At 41.6% G+C, this 18554-nt stretch carries 10 protein-coding genes; all 10 read left to right on the top strand.

The features are described from left to right. Positions 1-10 precede the first annotated feature (10 nt). The 10 genes from NOS7107_RS23565 (at position 11) to NOS7107_RS23520 (ending at position 18512) form a co-directional block, all read left to right on the top strand. Positions 11-2452, top strand: a complete 2442-nt coding sequence (locus NOS7107_RS23565) for an S-layer family protein (RefSeq protein ID WP_015115444.1) — start codon at positions 11-13, stop codon at positions 2450-2452. Between the two features lie 441 nt (positions 2453-2893). Continuing rightward, positions 2894-5461 carry a CHAT domain-containing protein gene (locus NOS7107_RS23560; protein WP_015115443.1) on the top strand — a complete coding sequence of 856 codons (2568 nt, stop codon included), beginning with the start codon at positions 2894-2896 and terminating at the stop codon, positions 5459-5461. A 190-nt stretch (positions 5462-5651) separates the two neighbouring features. Beyond that, a complete protein-coding gene (locus NOS7107_RS23555; protein WP_015115442.1) occupies positions 5652-6635 on the top strand; it encodes a DUF928 domain-containing protein in 984 nt (327 codons plus the stop codon). A 129-nt stretch (positions 6636-6764) separates the two neighbouring features. Further along, entirely contained in the window at positions 6765-9593 is a 2829-nt protein-coding gene (locus NOS7107_RS23550; protein ID WP_015115441.1) for a CHASE2 domain-containing protein, read from the top strand. After that, on the top strand, positions 9590-10891 hold the full coding sequence (locus NOS7107_RS23545) for a response regulator (protein WP_015115440.1): 1302 nt from the start codon (positions 9590-9592) through the stop codon (positions 10889-10891). The genes NOS7107_RS23550 and NOS7107_RS23545 overlap by 4 nt, the downstream gene beginning before the upstream one ends. Before the next feature lie 522 nt (positions 10892-11413). Beyond that, a complete protein-coding gene (locus NOS7107_RS23540; protein ID WP_015115439.1) occupies positions 11414-13156 on the top strand; it encodes a Mu transposase C-terminal domain-containing protein in 1743 nt (580 codons plus the stop codon). A 78-nt stretch (positions 13157-13234) separates the two neighbouring features. Next, on the top strand, positions 13235-14074 hold the full coding sequence (locus NOS7107_RS23535) for a TniB family NTP-binding protein (RefSeq protein WP_015115438.1): 840 nt from the start codon (positions 13235-13237) through the stop codon (positions 14072-14074). Then, on the top strand, positions 14074-14577 hold the full coding sequence (locus NOS7107_RS23530) for a TniQ family protein (protein WP_015115437.1): 504 nt from the start codon (positions 14074-14076) through the stop codon (positions 14575-14577). Before NOS7107_RS23535 ends, NOS7107_RS23530 begins: the two co-directional genes overlap by 1 nt. 424 nt (positions 14578-15001) lie before the next feature. Further along, positions 15002-16012 (top strand): AAA family ATPase, encoded by a 1011-nt coding sequence (locus tag NOS7107_RS23525; RefSeq protein ID WP_015115436.1) that lies wholly within the window; start codon positions 15002-15004, stop codon positions 16010-16012. Between the two features lie 19 nt (positions 16013-16031). Then, the gene (locus tag NOS7107_RS23520) at positions 16032-18512 is read left to right on the top strand and encodes a S8 family peptidase (protein ID WP_015115435.1); all 2481 of its coding nucleotides are present in this window, start codon (positions 16032-16034) and stop codon (positions 18510-18512) included. Positions 18513-18554 lie beyond the last annotated feature (42 nt).

Below are 18554 nucleotides of genomic sequence, written 5' to 3'. Positions count from 1 at the left end.
ACCTGGGTTAATGAAAGTAACTTTTATTGGGTTTGGCTTTCTTAGTGCAATCTGCATATCTGCAATGTACAACAGTAGTGTTCACGCGCAAGTAATACCTGACAACACTCTCAACACTGCTGTTAGTGGTAACAGTAATTACACCATCACCAACGGTAATCGTGTTGGCAATAATTTATTTCATAGCTTTAGCCAATTCTCTATTCCTACAGGCGGATCGGCATCATTTGATAATGCTATAGATATTCAAAATATTTTTAGTCGAGTGACTGGCGGTAGTGTTTCCAACATTGATGGTTTAATTAAAGCCAATGGCAGCGCTAATTTATTTTTGCTTAATCCCAGTGGGATAATTTTCGGTGCAAATGCCCAACTTAATATTGGCGGCTCCTTTATTGGGACAACTGCCCAGAGCATTAAATTTAGTGATGGTACTGAATTTAGCGCTATTAATCCCCAAGCTAACCCGTTATTAAGTATTAATGTTCCTATTGGTTTGCAAATGGGCAACAATCCTGCACCGATAGCTGTTGAAGGCACAGGACACTCCTTGAGTAATCCTGGTGGACTGCCTCTTGTCACTCAAAATCCCAGTGCGACAGAATTGCGGGTACAGCCGGGAAAAACCCTAGCTTTGGTGGGTGGCAATCTGAATCTGAATGGGGCAACTTTAACCGCCAAGCAAGGGCAAATAGAATTAGGCAGTGTGAGTGGTGCAGGGTTGGTTAGTTTGATCCCAACTGCACAAGGCTATACTTTGGGATATGAAAATGGGCAAAATTTTGATGATATTCAGCTTCAAGAGCGATCGCTATTAGATATAAGCGGGGTGAATGCAGGTTCAGTTCAAATTCAAGGTAGGCAAATTCAATTCACCGATGGCTCTCTGGTGCAGGCGCGAAATTTCGGCAATCTCCCCGGCGGCGACATTCGCCTTCAAGCTACAGAGGCGATTGATTTGATTGGTACAACATCTGATAGCACAATTCGGAGTGGGGTACGTACTGAAGCTGTAGGTATTGCATCTGGTGGGAACATCAGTGTAATTACTCCCCGTCTGACCCTCCAGCAGGGAGCGGGGTTGAATAGCAATTCAGTTGGAGTGGCTCCCAGTGGCAATATCAACGTTGATGCCACAACAATTGAACTGTCTGGCTTTTCACCAATCAATCCAAATAGCGTTAGTACCCTTTCTACTTCTGTTTATGGTTCTGGAAACGCTGGCGATATCTCCGTCAATGCCAATAGTTTACTGGTGTCAAATGGTGCCGCACTGATTTCAGCTACATTTGGTAGTGGCTCCAGTGGTAAAGTAGCAATTCGCACTAATCACACCACTGTGATGGGACAAAGCCCCGGCGGGACATATAGCAACATTAGCTCAACTACATTTGCAACCGGAAACGCCAAAACTTTGACCCTAGATACCGCCAAATTGCAAATTCTGGATGGGGGAGCAGTTGCGGCAACCACATTTTTTGCAGGTAATGGGGGAAATATAAGCATTAACGCCACGGAATCGATCCAAATCAGTGGTCGCAGTCGGAACAATAACAGCAGTATCAACTCATCTACCACTCGACTAATTCCACAACTGCGGCAGAGATTTGGTCTGCCAGATATACTCACGGCAAATGCTGGTAATGTGAGTATTACCACGCCAAACCTGACGGTGACACATGGCGGAACAGTCAGTGTCACTAGTCAAGGTAGTGGCAATGGTGGCAGTCTCAACATCACAGCCAATACCATCCGATTAGACCGTCAAGGCAGTATTCAGGCACAAACAGAATCAGGTAATGGAGGTAATATCAACTTACAAGTTGGGAAGTTATTGCTTCTGCGCGACAAAAGCGCGATCGCTGCAACAGCAGGCGGTAATGGTAATGGAGGTAATATTACCATTAATTCACCAATCATTTTTGGTTGGGAAAACAGTGATATCATTGCCAATGCCTTTCAAGGCAAAGGTGGCAATATTAACATTCAGGCTCAGAGTATTTTAGGATTAGAATTTCGTCAGCAACTGACACCAGAAAGTGATATTACCGCTAGTTCTCAATTTGGGCTAAGTGGTACGGTTCAAGTTAATACAGTTGGTGTTGACCCCAATTCCGGTTTAGTCGAACTGCCAGCAAATGTTACCGATTCATCCCAAAAAATCGCTGCTGGTTGTGCAGATACAAGTGGTAGTAGTTTTGTCGCCACAGGAAGGGGTGGTGTACCCCAAAATCCCACACAGGAAATTAGGAGCGATCGCACTTGGTCTGATATCCGTGATATATCTGCATTCCATAAAGCACAACCAACACAAGCCCAAATACCAAAATCTCCAGAAACATTTGTTCAAGCAACTGGTTGGCGACGTAACACCCAAGGCAAAATTGAGTTAATTGCTGCTCAATCAGCCCAGGTAAAAACATTTATAACCTGTGCTGCACAGATAAAATAATGGCTACTCTACAAAGACACTTCGTTTTAACCAAAGCAGTATTTTATGCTGACTATGAATTTTAGATAGGAAACCAACAATTTACGCAGTTATGAGAATAAAAATAAAACTGCGATCGCCACTAACTTACATGGGAAAACTTTAAAACCCCCTACTCTCCCAAGCCAACTCCCAAATTATTCCCTAGTCAGTTGAGTTAGAAATCAGAGCATTTTGGGAATACTAAAATATGGGTATAAAAGGCGACTAGTTTATGAGTTTAATCAAATTGCCAGCCAATGTTACTAATTTATCGCAGCCGAACATAATGCCCAAGGCAAAGTTGAGTTAATTGCAGCGACATTCCCCACAAATAGACAGTCGCAATTAGCCTGTAGTGGGCTTTCAAGGGTGAATTGACTCTATAAATTTCTTCTCTCAATTCTTAACCTATAACTACTTATGAATTTCCTCATTAAAAAAGGTCGTTGGCTATATCTCAGTCTGAGTCTTTTGAGTTTATGTTTGGCAGTGACTATTACACCTGCTCAAGCATCTCTACAAGTAGCAATAAATTCTCCTCCTAGCCTGAATATCAATGTATCCGCTACGGAGTCTACAAATTGGCTAGAACAGGGACGGCAGCTTTACCATTCAGGCAACTTTACAGAAGCGGTGAACGCGTGGCATAAGGCAGTACAAAATTACCATAGCCAAGGCGATCGCACAAAGGAAGCTTTAAGTTTGAGTTACCTATCATTGGCACAACAAGAACTCAACCAATGGGAAGCCGCCCAAGAATCTATCGAACAAAGTGTAAAAATTTTGCAAACTGCTCAACCCTCTATAGATGCCATTATCTGGGCGCAAATACTGAATACTCAAGCAAATTTACAACTACGTACTGGCAAGGCGGAAACTGCCCTAGATATTTGGCGACAAGCTCAAAAATATTATGAGCAAGCAGGGGATAAAATTGGCAGCTTAGGCAGTCAAATCAACCAAGCACAAGCCTTACAAAGTTTGGGATTTTACCGTCGTTCAAAACAGCAATTGGAAGCATTAGGGCAAAAGTTGGCAGCAATGCCAGATTCCGAAATCAAAGTGAGTGGGTTGCGATCGCTGGGTTTAGCTTTGCACGCCATCGGCGATCCCAACAGTCAGTCAGTATTAGAAAAAAGTTTAGCCACAGCCCAGCAAATTGCTGCTAAAACTCAGTTAAGTTCTATTCTTGCCAGTCTGGGGAAAGTTGCTACTGATTTGCAAGACCCAGAAGCCGCCCTAAATTACTTTGAAGATGCTGAAACCGCAGCGACAAATCCTAATGAAGCTTTACAAGCGCGTTTAGCTCGGTTCAAATTATTAGTGGATCATCACAAACTGGAATATGCAATTCCACTGGCACCACAATTACGACAACAGTTGTCAGAACTACCGCCCAGTCATAGTTCTCTTGGTGCAGCAATTAATTTTGTCGCCACATTGAATCGTTTAGAAAACCCAGAGCGAATTTTATCAAGCAAAGAGTCAGCGCAATTGATGGCAGACACTGTTAAATCTGCCCAAAAAATTCAGGATAGTAGCGCTCAATCCTATGCACTGCATGAGTGGGCGCAACTCTATAGTCGCCAAAAACAGTGGTCTCAGGCGCAGGAATTAGCCGAGAAATCTTTGAATATTGCCCGCCAAATCCAAGCGGATGATCTGATTGCTCAATCAGCATGGCAGGTAGGAAAGTTGTATAAGCAACAAGGCAATCACCCCCAAGCCATTACAGCTTATACCGAAGCCGTGAAGTCATTAAAGGCATTGCGAGGGGATATGGTTGCTGTCAACCCCGATGTCCAATTTTCTTTCCGCGAAAGTGTTGAGCCTGTCTATCGGGAATTAGTGAGTTTACTACTAGATGAGCAACCTACCCAACCTGCATTAACACAAGCCCGTGAATTAATTGAGTCACTCCAAGTCGCTGAACTAGATAACTTTTTCCGCGAAGCTTGTTTAGATAAAGCCCAACAAATTGATCAAGTTGACCCCACGGCAACAGTAGTTTATCCGATTATTTTAAGCGATCGCTTAGGTGTAATTTTTTCTCAAGCCGGAAAACCACTGCGTTACTACGCCACTCCCAAATCTCAAGCGGAAATTGACCAAACTCTAGAGAATTTCCTCGTTGCTCTCAACCCAGTTTCCGACTCAACCGTTCGAGAGCAATTATCCCGACAGATTTATGACTGGTTGATTCGTCCAGCAGAAGCAGATCAAGCCTTCAAAGACACTAAGACATTGGTATTTGTTTTAGATGGGCGATTGCGGAACATTCCCATGGCCGCCTTGTATGACGGTAAGCAATATCTGATTGAAAAGTATGCTGTGGCACTTTCCCCAGGATTGCAACTGATGGCGGCTCGTTCACTCCAGCAAAACCACATTGATGCAATTGTTGGCGGGATTAGTGAATCTCGTGCTGGTTTTAGTGCTTTACCCGCGGTGGAATCAGAAGTGAGGCAAATAGCCCAGAAAGTTCCATCTTCAGCCTTACTTAACCAGCAATTCACCAGTCAAGCCCTCGCCGATCAAGTGAAATCTAATAAGGCGAATGTTGTTCACCTAGCAACCCACGGACAATTTAGTTCTCGTCTCGAAGATACTTTCTTACTTACATGGGATGGACAAGTGAATGTGAAGGAATTGTCCGAACTCCTCAAAAATCGTAGTGGGAACTCATCAAAGGCGATCGAATTATTAGTACTGAGTGCCTGTGATACTGCTAGTGGAGATGATCGGGCTGCTCTGGGATTAGCTGGGTTAGCTGTCAAATCCGGCGCTCGTTCTACCATTGCCACACTCTGGCCAGTTAAAGATAAAGCCGCCCAAATGCTCATGACTCGTTTCTATGACCAACTACGGCAGCCCAAAATCACAAAGGCCGAAGCACTACGACAGGCACAAATTAACCTGATTCGCCAAACTGATTTCCGCGATCCGTTTTTTTGGTCTGCCTTTGTTTTGGTGGGAAACTGGTTGTAGTTAAGTAATTTTACCGTGGTCTCATGGCTCTAAAGAAACCATTTCTTTATGGATTTTTTACACGAATTCGGATATAAATACTAGTAGCCTTCCCCAATTTAACTGGGATTTAAAAGTATTTCAGGAGTTGTTTGCACAGTGTTATTTAATGTATTTTCCGTCACTACTTAATGAGATGAGATCAAACATAATGAAACATCGATATCTAACTACATTGAGCATCATTGCTCTGATTGTTAGCAGTACATGGGCTAGTGCATCTGCTGTAACATTTACCCCGCCTGTAAAAAATTCTGCGCCAAAAGAAGCCACTGGAGGAGCTTCTCGCGGCAGTATCTTTACCCCAAGTAAAAGTAACAGTGCGCCTAAGCAAGCCACTGGAGGCGCGTCTCGTGGTAATCTTTTTACTCCCAAAAAAGATAACAGTGCGCCTAAGCAAGCCACTGGAGGGGCTTCTCGTGGTAATCTTTTCACTCCCAAAAAAGATAACAGCGCTCCTCAACAGGCTTCTGGAGGTGCTTCTCGTGGTAATCTTTTTACTCCCAAAAAAGATAACAGCGCTCCTCAACAGGCCTCTGGAGGTGCTTCTCGTCTTGGTAGTTACTACTTGAATCCTTCGACTGTAGCAGCAGCTGGGCCGGCAGCGCTTATCGCCCTTCTACCAGAAAGCTTCTATGGCACAACGATTTCTGGACATCCCACAATTTTAGTCTACCTTCCTGCTTCTAATGCAGAAGAAGCTGTGTTTAGCCTCAAAGATGAAACTGGTAATACACAGTATCAAATGACTATTCCGGTTGCAGGGAAAACTGGAGTAATAGCAGTCAAATTACCAACAGATGCGCCTGCTTTAGCTGTGGGTAAAAACTATCAATGGTTCTTGGCGCTGAAAGTGGATAGAACACTTAGCCCAAGTACACCTTACGTTGATGGTTGGATTGAGCGTATCCAGCCTACTGCTGAACTGACAACAGCCATGCAGCAAGAAGATGCTCTGAAGCGGGCAACCGCTTTGGGTAAAAATGGTGTGTGGTATGACTGTGTAGCCACAATGGCTGTACTGCAAACTACTCAACCTGAAAATGTCACCCTGATTAAGCAATGGCAGGAACTTCTCTCCTCCGTTAGCTTAAAGGATGTTGCAAAAGTTCCCTTAGTCGCATCTACTAATTAGGAATTAAAGACCAGGGGCTAGGGACTAGGAAGAGTTTTTCTAACACCCAATGCCCCGCAATCTCAGACAAGTGTTAGTGGAGTCATGGCTGACCAATGGTAATCAATGTTATAAGCCTCTGGCGAAATTATGTGGCGTAAATTCCAAGGTTTCATCCAACGCTCTCGTAGTGTTTTAATTATTACTCCCAGTGTCGCTCTCACAGTTATTGTTGGGCAGTCATTGGGACTTTTTAATTTGCCGGAGTGGAAACTTCGTGATGAATGGATGCGACAGCGTTCGTGCGAAGCACGCGCCCTCATTGGGTGTTCGCAAAATATCATCGCTGACGAAATTGTTATTGTGACAATTGATGAACGCGATATCCAATCAGTTGGTAAATGGCCAATTCCAGATTTATCACTAGCACAATTACTAGAAAAAATTCGAGCGCAACAACCCCGCGCCATTGGTTTGGATATCTATCGAGATTTACCCGAAGGCAAAGGATATGAACAACTTGTCAAAATCTTTCGTAACACTCCCAATTTAATTGGCGTGGAGAAAATTACTGGGGAGCGTGTTAATCCGCCACCGGAGTTGCAAAAACTGGATCAAGTAGGATTAGCCGATTTGGTTTTAGATAGCGATCGCCATGTGCGTCGTGCCTTACTTACCTCCACTGATGCCAAACAAGAGGGAAAGGTTAAAGCGGGACTGGCAACTCTTGTTGCCCTCAAGTACCTGGAAGTTGACAAAATCTCCTTAGAATCTGTTGACGAAAAGCAACAGAAGTTTCGCTTGAATAAGCAAATCTATCTACCACTCCAAAATCAAGAGGCGGGTTATTCTGATGCTGATGTTGGTGGTTATCAAATTTTGCTCAAATGGCATGGTTCAGAAACAGCGTTTCGTACAGTGGCTATGCGAGATGTTTTGGCAGGCAAAATTCCATCCAAGATGATGCGCGATCGCATGGTATTTATTGGGTCAACGGCTGCCAGTACCAATGACTTTTTTAGCACACCTTTTAGTTCTTCTTTAATTTCTGCCCAAAAACCTACACCAGGGGTTGTTATTCATGCCAATATTGCCCATCAAATAGTCCAAGGTGCAAAAACTGGCAAAGCCAACCTGCACGGTGTATCTGGAACAGTAGCATCTTTTTGGATTATTGCATGGTCTTTGATCGGTTCTGGTGGTAGTTGGTTTTTAGCAAGTGTGCATACCCAGCGCAAAGTTCCGGGTGGGAAAATTTTATGGGCAAGTGTGGGCATCAGTGGTGCCTTGATGGGTGGTGGCTACGGGATGTTTCTCCACGGTCTTCTAATTCCTTTAACACCAGGATTAGCGGCATTTATTGGTAGCGTCATTGCTACTACTAATGCCTATAAACAGCAAAAGTTAGAAGAAGCGAATCGACAACTAGAAATTGCCAACTCTCAACTTCTCGATTATTCTAAAACTCTTGAATTTAAAGTTGAAGAGCGAACTCATGAACTGCTGGAGGCCAAACAGGCTGCTGACGCTGCTAACGAAGCCAAGAGTGAGTTTTTGGCTAATATGAGTCATGAGTTACGCACACCATTAAATGGCATTCTGGGTTTTGCCCAAGTGCTGGAACTATCGCCAAACTTGACTGAGAAAAATCGGGAAGGAGTCAGTATTATTTATCAATGTGGGTCGCACCTACTGATGTTGATCAACGACATTTTAGATCTCTCAAAAATTGAAGCTCGTAAATTAGAATTAGTGACAACTAATGTACATTTACCCACTTTTTTGCATAGTGTAACTGAGATTTGCAGTATTCGAGCCGAACAAAAAGGAATTGGATTTAACATCTTAATGGACAATTCCTTAGCAGTGGTCATTCAAGTAGATGAAAAGCGGCTAAGGCAAGTTTTGATCAACTTACTGGGCAACGCTATCAAATTTACAGACAGTGGTAGCGTCACATTTAAAGTAGATGTGATTGAGCAAGAGTTTTCCCAAGTGACCAATGAGACTAAAGACGTAACCTATCAAAAGATTCGCTTCCAGATTGAAGATACAGGTATTGGGATGTCACCAGACCAATTAGAGAAAATCTTTTTGGCCTTTGAGCAAGTAGGTGAAGCTGGACGGAAATCTGAAGGGACAGGTTTAGGATTAGCCATCAGTCAAAGAATTGCCACATTAATGGGTAGCCAAATTCAAGTACAAAGTAGCTTGGGAGAGGGTAGTCTATTTTGGCTGGATTTAACAGTCCCAATGCCAGTTTCCCACGACTGGAATACGGGAACTATTGCCGCCAGCGATCAGAAAATCATGGGGATTCGGGGTCGTACGCCAAAAATTTTGATTGTGGATGATGATCGCAACCATCTTTCTTTGTTGAGTAGTTTGCTACAAAAAATTGGCTGTCGAACTTTAGAAGCAATCGACGGCAAACAGGGGTTACAGATGGCAACTGAACATCAGCCGGATATGATTGTGCTGGATTTAGCGATGCCAAATATGGATGGTTTTGAGCTAATGGTGCAATTACAAGAAAATCCTCAAACTCGTTTGATTCCGATTATTGTCTCTAGTGCTAGAGTGTTTGAGGAGAATCAGCAACGAAGTTTAGAGGCTGGCGCAACAGCGTTCTTACCTAAACCTTTGCAAGTTGATGAATTATTAAATGCACTGCGATCGCTCCTCAATGTGGACTGGATCTATGCCCAATCTCCATCTCAGCAGTTACCTGCCAAGAATGAGCCAATAGATCAGAATAGTGAATTGATTTTGCCATCTCAGGAGATTTTGCAACAACTATATCATCTGGCAATGATGGGGGATATTCCTGCGATCGAGGCAATTATCACAGAGTTAATTAAGCAAGATAGTCAGTTCACTCCTTTTGCGACTACCTTGGGTAAACTTACTGTCAATTTCCAAACCACAAAGATCCGTAAGTTCCTGAAAACATTTGTTACCACGGAGTCACATCAATGATCACTCAAACTCTTTTGAAACCAATGCACATATTATTGGTGGATGATAATCCCAATAATCTGAAGGTGCTATCGGAAGCAATTAAGGGATGTGGTTGGAAAGCACTGATGGCTACGGATGGCGAGTCAGCGATCGAACAAACAGAATACGCTCATCCCGATTTGATTCTCCTTGATGTGATGATGCCAGGTCTTGATGGATTTGAAACTTGTCGCAGGCTGAAAGCTAATGATATCACTCAGAGTATTCCTGTCATTTTTATGACTGCCTTGTCTGATGCTACAGACAAAGTGAAAGGACTGGAAATTGGCGCAGTTGACTACATTACCAAACCTTTTCAACAAGAAGAAGTCATTGCTCGACTTAAGTTACACCTAAAAATCTCCCATTTGACGCGGACATTGGAACAACGGGTGCAAGAACGTACCGCAGAATTAACCCATTCCATACAACAGTTACAACAAACCCAATTGCAATTAATCCAGAGTGAGAAAATGTCTACTCTGGGACAGCTGGTTGCGGGTATAGGTCATGAGATTAATAACCCGATTGGTTTTATTAGTGGCAACTGCTCTTATATTGAGCAATATGTCAATGATCTGTTTCGTTTGGTTAATCTGCAACAGCACAAGTTATCAGAGGCAGATCCCGAACTGGAAGAATTGATGGAAGAAATTGACTTAGAGTATCTAGTTGAGGATTTACCCAAACTTCTGTTATCCATGCACCAGGGAATTGATCGTCTAAAAGACATCAGCTTATCTTTGAGAACATTTGCTCGTGCCGATATTTCATCTAAGGTCAAGTTTCAAATTCACGAAGGACTTGATAGTACCATCATGCTGTTAAAGCATCGTCTCAAAGACCAAGGTGATCGCCCTAAAATTGACGTTGTTACACAATACAGTGAGTTACCCCCAATTACTTGCTATCCCGGACAACTAAATCAGGTGTTTATGAATATTGTTGCTAATGCTATTGATGCCTTTGATGACCTGCATCAAAACGCCTTAAAACAGAAGATAGCTCCTTGTCAATACACAATTACAATTACTACATCAGTCGATGATCAGCAACAAACAGTCACAATTTGTATCGAAGATAATGCTTTAGGTATGCCGCCGGAAGTGCAAGCTAGAATTTTTGAGCCATCTTTTACAACTAAGCCTGTGGGTAAGGGAACTGGTCTAGGATTAGCGATTAGCTACCAAATCATTGTCGATAAACATAATGGACACATCCTCTGTTCGTCAATTTCTGGTCAGGGAACGAAGTTTGTGATTACTCTACCAATTTAGCTTTGCACTCTTGGCTGGGAATCACAGCAAATATTGCTATCATATTTTTTTAGTTTAGTTATACTTCCATGAGATATTCAACAAGTATCAACCTCAATTAAATGCAGATAAATTTAAGTTGTTGAATAACTAATTATTTGTCGTCTTAACAAAATAATGTCGTCAAATATAAAACTATCAAAAATGTTGCTACATGAGTGTTTACAACGTTTTTTATTATGTAATGGGTTAGTAGTTTATTTAACACTTTACTTGTCGTTGATTTAAATAATAACAAAATAAACGTCGTCTTTTAAAATTTTACGTTTTCTAAAATTTTCTAGTTTCATAACAAATTAGCTGTCGCTTTTTAGCTTGAATAGTGGTATTATAATTTTATTTAGTACATTTGCACTAAATAATACATCCTTATACCGAAAAGTTGCCGCGTCCATTGAGGGGTCAACTGCTTTAGGAAGTTTGGATGTTCTCGCACAATAGCGAGATTGTGATTACTGTTTTGAGTATGAATCAAGTTTTCCTATGGATGAAATGCCCATCGTCAAGCAAGACGACGAATCTCTGCCTGTTGAAAACAACGATGATGTAGATGAAATTCAGGATGATGAACTAGAAGAAACAAACGTAATTTTCACGGAATTATCGGCTGAGGCAAAACTCAAAATGGATGTGATCCAAGGTCTACTTGAGCCATGCGATCGCAAAACCTATGGTGAGAAGTTAAGAGTAGCAGCAGAGAAACTGGGCAAGACTGTACGAACAGTTCAGCGTCTAGTCAAAAAATATCAACAAGACGGTTTATCTGCAATTGTTGAGACTCAAAGAAATGATAAAGGTAGTTATCGGATAGACCCTGAGTGGCAAAAATTTATTGTTAACACCTTTAAAGAAGGGAATAAGGGTAGCAAAAAAATGACTCCTGCTCAAGTGGCGATGAGAGTACAAGTCAGAGCAGAACAGTTAGGCTTACAGAAATTTCCTAGCCACATGACAGTTTATAGGGTTCTCAACCCTATCATTGAGCGTCAAGAGCGGAAACAGAAACAGAGAAATATTGGATGGCGAGGGTCACGAGTCTCTCATAAAACTCGTGATGGACAAACATTAGATGTGCGTTACAGCAACCATGTTTGGCAGTGCGACCATACAAAGTTAGATGTCATGTTGGTTGATCAGTATGGTGAACCATTGGCTAGACCTTGGTTCACAAAGATTACAGACAGTTATTCTCGCTGCATTATGGGTATTCATGTGGGCTTTGATGCACCTAGCTCTCAAGTTGTTGCTCTTGCTTCACGTCATGCTATTTTGCCAAAGCAATATAGTGCAGAATATAAACTTATTAGCGACTGGGGAACTTATGGCGTACCCGAAAATCTTTTTACTGACGGTGGTAGAGATTTTCGCTCTGAACACTTGAAACAGATTGGTTTTCAATTAGGCTTTGAGTGCCATTTACGCGATCGCCCTAGCGAGGGTGGTATTGAAGAACGTAGCTTCGGCACGATTAATACAGAATTTCTCTCTGGTTTCTATGGCTATTTAGGTTCCAATATTCAGGAACGTTCTAAGACAGCAGAGGAAGAAGCTTGCTTAACCTTACGGGAATTGCACCTACTGTTAGTTCGCTACATTGTTGACAACTACAATCAGCGTCTTGATGCACGGACAAAAGACCAAACAAGGTTTCAACGATGGGAAGCGGGACTACCTGCTCTACCAAAAATGGTTAAGGAGCGGGAATTAGATATCTGTTTGATGAAAAAGACTCGGCGCAGCATTTACAAAGGCGGGTATCTCAGCTTTGAAAATATCATGTATCGTGGTGACTACCTGGCGGCTTACGCAGGGGAAAATATTGTACTCAGGTATGACCCTAGAGATATTACAACTGTTTGGGTTTACCGAATAGATAAAGGTAAGGAAGTGTTTCTGTCTGCTGCTCATGCGCTGGATTGGGAAACTGAGCAATTATCTCTAGAAGAGGCTAAAGCCGCTAGTCGAAAAGTTCGCTCTGTTGGTAAAACACTCAGTAATAAATCAATTTTGGCAGAGATACACGACCGTGATACTTTCATCAAGCAAAAGAAAAAGAGCCAAAAGGAACGCAAGAAAGAAGAACAAGCTCAAGTTCATGCTGTGTATGAACCCATCAATCTGAGCGAGACAGAACCACTAGAAAATTTACAAGAAACACCAAAACCTGTAACTCGAAAACCCAGAATCTTTAACTATGAGCAACTTCGTCAAGATTATGATGAGTAGATTTCATTGAATTTACAGGATTTTATTAAACATATTCAGACGTTAAAACGTTATTAATTTTCGACAACAATCAGAATCATGAAAGATGATTATTGGCAGAGATGGGTACAGAATTTATGGGGAGATGAACCCATTCCAGAAGAATTACAGCCAGAAATTGAACGTCTCCTTAGTCCTAGTGTTGTGGAATTAGAGCATATACAAAAAATTCATGATTGGTTAGATGGTTTGCGTCTTTCTAAACAATGTGGTCGAATTGTTGCACCTCCACGAGCAGGTAAATCTGTGACTTGTGATGTGTATAGACTATTAAATAAGCCGCAAAAAAGAGGAGGTAAAAGAGATATCGTACCTGTTTTGTATATGCAAGTTCCAGGAGATTGCTCATCGGGTGAGTTATTGGTTCTGATTCTGGAAAGTTTGAAATATGATGCAACTTCGGGAAAACTAACTGACCTCAGAAGGCGAGTACAAAGACTACTCAAGGAATCTAAGGTTGAAATGCTGATTATTGATGAAGCAAATTTCCTGAAATTAAATACTTTTAGTGAAATTGCTCGAATTTATGACTTGTTGAGAATTTCCATTGTTCTTGTAGGCACAGACGGTTTAGACAATCTAATTAAGAGGGAACCTTACATTCATGACAGATTTATCGAATGTTATAAGTTACCTTTGGTGGAATCAGAAAAAAAATTTACAGAGTTAGTAAAAATTTGGGAAGAAGAAGTTCTGTGTCTACCACTCCCATCTAATCTTACAAGAAGTGAAACTTTAGAACCTCTGCGTCGAAAAACAGGTGGCAAAATTGGTTTGGTGGATCGGGTATTGAGAAGAGCTTCAATCTTAGCGTTGAGAAAAGGATTGAAGAATATTGATAAAGAAACTTTGACTGAAGTTTTGGATTGGTTTGAATAATGGAAATTGGTGCGGAAGAACCTCATATTTTTGAAGTAGAACCCCTGGAAGGCGAAAGCTTAAGCCATTTCTTAGGTCGCTTTCGCCGAGAAAATTATTTAACCTCAAGCCAGTTAGGTAAATTAACTGGACTCGGTGCAGTTGTTTCGCGTTGGAAAAAGTTGTACTTTAATCCGTTTCCCACTAGACAGGAGTTGGAGGCTTTGACATCTGTGGTAAGAGTCAATGCGGATAGATTAGCCGAGATGTTACCACCCAAGGGAGTGACAATGAAGCCCCGACCAATTAGATTATGCGCTGCTTGCTATGCAGAAGTACCTTGTCATCGAATAGAGTGGCAGTTTAAGGATGTGATGAAATGCGATCGCCACAATTTACGCCTACTAACCAAATGTACTAACTGTGAAACTTCTTTCCCGATTCCCGCAGAGTGGGTACAAGGCGAATGTCCTCACTGTTTCCTGCCGTTTGCAACAATGGCGAAGCGTCAGAAGCATGGCTAAAGGCGATACATCCCGCTCACGATGAGAAATTTCTGCGTGATTACCTTTTTCCAAGAGCAATGAAAAGTTTGAAGAATTTTGGCTATATTTGTTGTCTGTAGGTGGTATTAAGATGTGATTTACTGGAGTGGGCAGAAGGCTAGAATATATTCGACTGTGAACAGCTTTGTTACGGAATTTTAGTAGTGGTCAAAAATGGTGTCGAGGCACTCCCTATTCAGTTAGTTGAGAATAATAGCTATAGTGTAAAGCAACCCATTTACCCAGTGTAAAAGTAGGTCTTAGCTATATAACTTGAGGAATGATTCCTGCCAAGTGTAATATTTCAGTGCTATGGTAAATAGCTTTTTGCATTCTTCACTTTGATAGTGCAAATGTACTATACAATTAGGGTACACCGAGTATCCGGTTTCGGTTATAAAATATGGCACGCGGCGAAATTCTCAGAAAACTCTTCAGAAGCTTCTCTCGCAATGAGAGAGAAGAGTTTTTAGCTGCTGCTAAAGAACTAATTGAAGAAGAAAGAAATAAAAATCATATATTGCTTGCTAGGGATCTGGAAAAACTGCTTCAAAATGGGAATGGATACACAAAACCCCTAGCTGCTAACCCTAGCCCTTGGAGCCAGTTTCCTGAACTGCCCAAAGACAAGGATACTGGGCTGGCTTTACTTGAGGTAAAACAATTCGATCTAACCTGGGATCACATTGTCCTCAGCGAAACAATTTTTGATATTCTGCAAGAAATTGTCCTCGAAAACCGTAAGCAAGACATACTCGCTGCTTACAATCTCAAGCCCAAAAACAAATTACTATTCTGCGGGCCACCTGGCTGTGGTAAAACCCAAACCGCAAAAGTTCTCTCTAGCGTACTAGGTATGCCGCTTGTTTACGTGAACCTAACGGCAGTATTTTCTTCTTTTTTAGGTGAAACAGCAACGAATCTTCAGAAAATTTTTACCTACATTGAACAGGGTGAATGGCTTGTTTTGTTCGATGAGTTTGATGCGATCGCCCGCGATCGGGATAATTTAAATGAACATGGTGAAGTAAAACGGTTGGTGAATAGCCTGCTACAACTCATCGATAACGCAACTAATCAAAGTATATTTGTCGCCGCCACTAATCACGAGAAACTCCTGGACAGTGCTGTTTGGCGACGATTTGATGAAGTGATTTTTTTTGATAACCCGTCGGTTGAACTGCGGACGGCTCTTTTCAGTCGTTATTTATCTGCTATCCGTTATCCTGCTATTAATTTGTCTGCCTTTGCTGCTCGGCTTGAGAATGCTACTGGAGCAGATATAGAGCGTATATGTTCTGATGCTATTAAAGCCGTGATTCTAAGAGGTGAACGTACCTTGACTGCTGATGATTTAGAAGTAGCTATAGGCCGTTTTGTCGCAAGACAAAGTATAATAGCAAACTCAAGATAACTATTTACGTCTAATCACGATGGGTAGTCAGTTTGAACACCTACAATTACCTCGGATAACAATTGAATTACCTCGGCGACCTGGTAGACCTCCTCATAGTATAAAACGTGATGTCAGCGCACATGGTAAGCAGCTATTAGGTCAAATTTCTAGCCTGACTCAGCCTGTTAAGGAAAAAATCAGCCCTTTCCGTCTTGATCCAAAATTAATTTTTAAAATCAAAGTTGCTAAAGAAGGCTATCTTTCAGAAGACGATTTGACTAAAACAGGGTTAAATTTCTTAGCACGTGAACCCGATAAAGCTATTGTTGTCTTTGCGTCTGACAAGGAGCTAACTGAATTCAGGAAGCGGTTAGAGAATTACAGCCAAATTCAAGACGGCCCCAAATATGAATACTTAGGGGCAATTGATGAGCTAGTTCCCCTAGAACCACAGGATCGCATTGGTCGTTTGTTAGAACTCAAGCGTGTACAGCCAGTTGAACTTGCAGCTTTAGATTTGGAACTTTGGCACACAGGCGATCATAAAGAGATGCAAAATTACTTGAATAAGATTGCCCAAGTCCTAGAGGAATTATCCACTAGTATTGCTCCTATGAGAATGAGTGATAGATATATAGGTGAATATCTATGTATTGCTCGGATTAAAGTCACTCATGAAGTTTTAGAACTATTGCTGCTGGAGGAAATGGTCAAGGAAATTGACCGCCCTCCCCAACCTGGATTTGAAACAACTAGTGATTATAATCTGCCTATTTCTAGTTTTCCCGAAGTTGTTCCTCCACCTGAAGATAATTGTGGCATTCTTGTTATAGACTCTGGTGTACCGCGTGGTCATCCGTTAATTGCTCCAGTACTGGGTGAGGCTGAAGTATTTCCAGATGAAAAACGGAAAGTCATACAAGGTGGCCCTGACGATGTACATGGACATGGTACAAGTGTCGCTGGAATTGCTATTTATGGAAATGTTGAGAACTGCATTCAACAGCGTTCATTCGATCCAAAAGCTTGGTTATTTTCTGCTCGTGTAACAGATGAGAATAACAAATATGATGAGGATCTTCTTTTAGAAACTCAACTTGATGAAGCCATTTGCACTTTTGTTGAGCAGTATCCTAATTGCAAAGTCATAAATATCTCGCTAGGTAATGATGAACAAATTTACCGAGATGGTCTAAAGCAGTTTCGGCTTGCTGCAAAGATAGATGAAATTGCTTATCAATACCAACATAAAAACATCTTGTTTGTAATTTCAGCCGGTAATGCTTTCTATGAAGAGGCAAAGTCACATGAGCAACTACGAACTGACTACCCAAATTATCTGCTAAACAAGAGCGCTCGAATTATTGACCCAGCAACTTCAGCAATTGCATTGACCGTAGGTTCTTTGTCATTTGGTCGCGGTAGTATTACAGAACCTTCTGATGTTCGTCGTCAGGCGATCGCAAAATTATCAGGATACCCTTCTCCATTTACCAGAACTGGCTTTGGCGTAGATGGAATGATTAAACCTGATGTTGTGGACTTTGGTGGAGATTTAGTGTTAGACCTGAGTTATCGAGAAAGTCTAGGTCTACCTAAAGTCAATGTATTGCCAGATAGTGTAGCTGGTGTTTCTGTTCTAACTCTATCCAAAGATTTCAACAGTTCTTTGTTTCATATCTGTAGTGGTACTAGTTTTGCTGCGCCTCGTGTTGCTAACCTAGCCGCTCAACTTTTTACAAAATATCCAAAAGCCAGTTCTAATTTGATTCGGGCGCTTATTGTTAACTCTGCACTTCTTCCCAAGGAAATTCCACCTGAATTTCAATGTAATAGTAAGCAATCTCAGAGTCAAAAGACAAAGCAAATTGAGAACCAATTAGCGATCTATGGTTATGGACAGAGTGATTTAGAACGTGCAATGTATTCTGCTGAGAATTACGTTGTTTTATCAGAAGACAATATTTTAATTCCTGTAGGCAAGTTTCATATTTATGAAATTCCCCAATTACCGCCTGAATTTTTTGAAGTAAAAGGTACTCGCTTACTATCAATCACCTTGGCATTTGATCCACCAACTCGTCCTACTCGTGGAGACTCATATTTGGGAGTCACGATGGAATTTAACCTTTTCAAGGGAATTGATAGGGAAAGTATTGTAAGTGCTTATGTAGATGCTGACAAAGCAAATGCGCCTAATAAGTTCACGGAAATCACGCTCGATAATTTAAAGGAAAAACATGGATCTGGCATCTCGGTTGATTTATCTCCAGGTTCTAACCTGCGGAAGAAAGGAACAGTACAAAGGGGACAAGTAAAAATCTTTCCTCAGTCCACAAAATATGATCAAGGAAACATGACTCTGGTTGTTAGCTGTAACCGTAAATGGGCAAGTCCAGATGAAGTAGAAATGCAACGTTATGCCTTAGTTGCTTCAATTAGCCATTCCGATCCTCAAGTTAATTTATACAATCGTATGAGGCTCCAGATTAGCCAGCGACCAAGAGCAAGAGTATAATTGATGATGGCTGTTACAAACAACTGCGATATATCTTTATAA

It is taken from the genome of Nostoc sp. PCC 7107, from assembly GCF_000316625.1.
Classification (GTDB): domain Bacteria; phylum Cyanobacteriota; class Cyanobacteriia; order Cyanobacteriales; family Nostocaceae; genus Nostoc_B.
The sequence above is the reverse complement of the archived record's forward strand: the minus strand, read 5'-3'. Positions and strand labels throughout refer to the sequence as shown.

What these genes read in the sequence shown, in the direction of transcription:
- NOS7107_RS23555 (WP_015115442.1), top strand. Translation starts at nt 5,652, where the DNA reads ATGAAACATCGATATCTAACTACATTGAGCATCATTGCTCTGATTGTT.
- NOS7107_RS23560 (WP_015115443.1), top strand. Translation starts at nt 2,894, where the DNA reads ATGAATTTCCTCATTAAAAAAGGTCGTTGGCTATATCTCAGTCTGAGT.
- NOS7107_RS23520 (WP_015115435.1), top strand. Translation starts at nt 16,032, where the DNA reads ATGGGTAGTCAGTTTGAACACCTACAATTACCTCGGATAACAATTGAA.
- NOS7107_RS23545 (WP_015115440.1), top strand. Translation starts at nt 9,590, where the DNA reads ATGATCACTCAAACTCTTTTGAAACCAATGCACATATTATTGGTGGAT.
- NOS7107_RS23540 (WP_015115439.1), top strand. Translation starts at nt 11,414, where the DNA reads ATGGATGAAATGCCCATCGTCAAGCAAGACGACGAATCTCTGCCTGTT.
- NOS7107_RS23525 (WP_015115436.1), top strand. Translation starts at nt 15,002, where the DNA reads ATGGCACGCGGCGAAATTCTCAGAAAACTCTTCAGAAGCTTCTCTCGC.
- NOS7107_RS23535 (WP_015115438.1), top strand. Translation starts at nt 13,235, where the DNA reads ATGAAAGATGATTATTGGCAGAGATGGGTACAGAATTTATGGGGAGAT.
- NOS7107_RS23550 (WP_015115441.1), top strand. Translation starts at nt 6,765, where the DNA reads ATGTGGCGTAAATTCCAAGGTTTCATCCAACGCTCTCGTAGTGTTTTA.
- NOS7107_RS23565 (WP_015115444.1), top strand. Translation starts at nt 11, where the DNA reads ATGAAAGTAACTTTTATTGGGTTTGGCTTTCTTAGTGCAATCTGCATA.
- NOS7107_RS23530 (WP_015115437.1), top strand. Translation starts at nt 14,074, where the DNA reads ATGGAAATTGGTGCGGAAGAACCTCATATTTTTGAAGTAGAACCCCTG.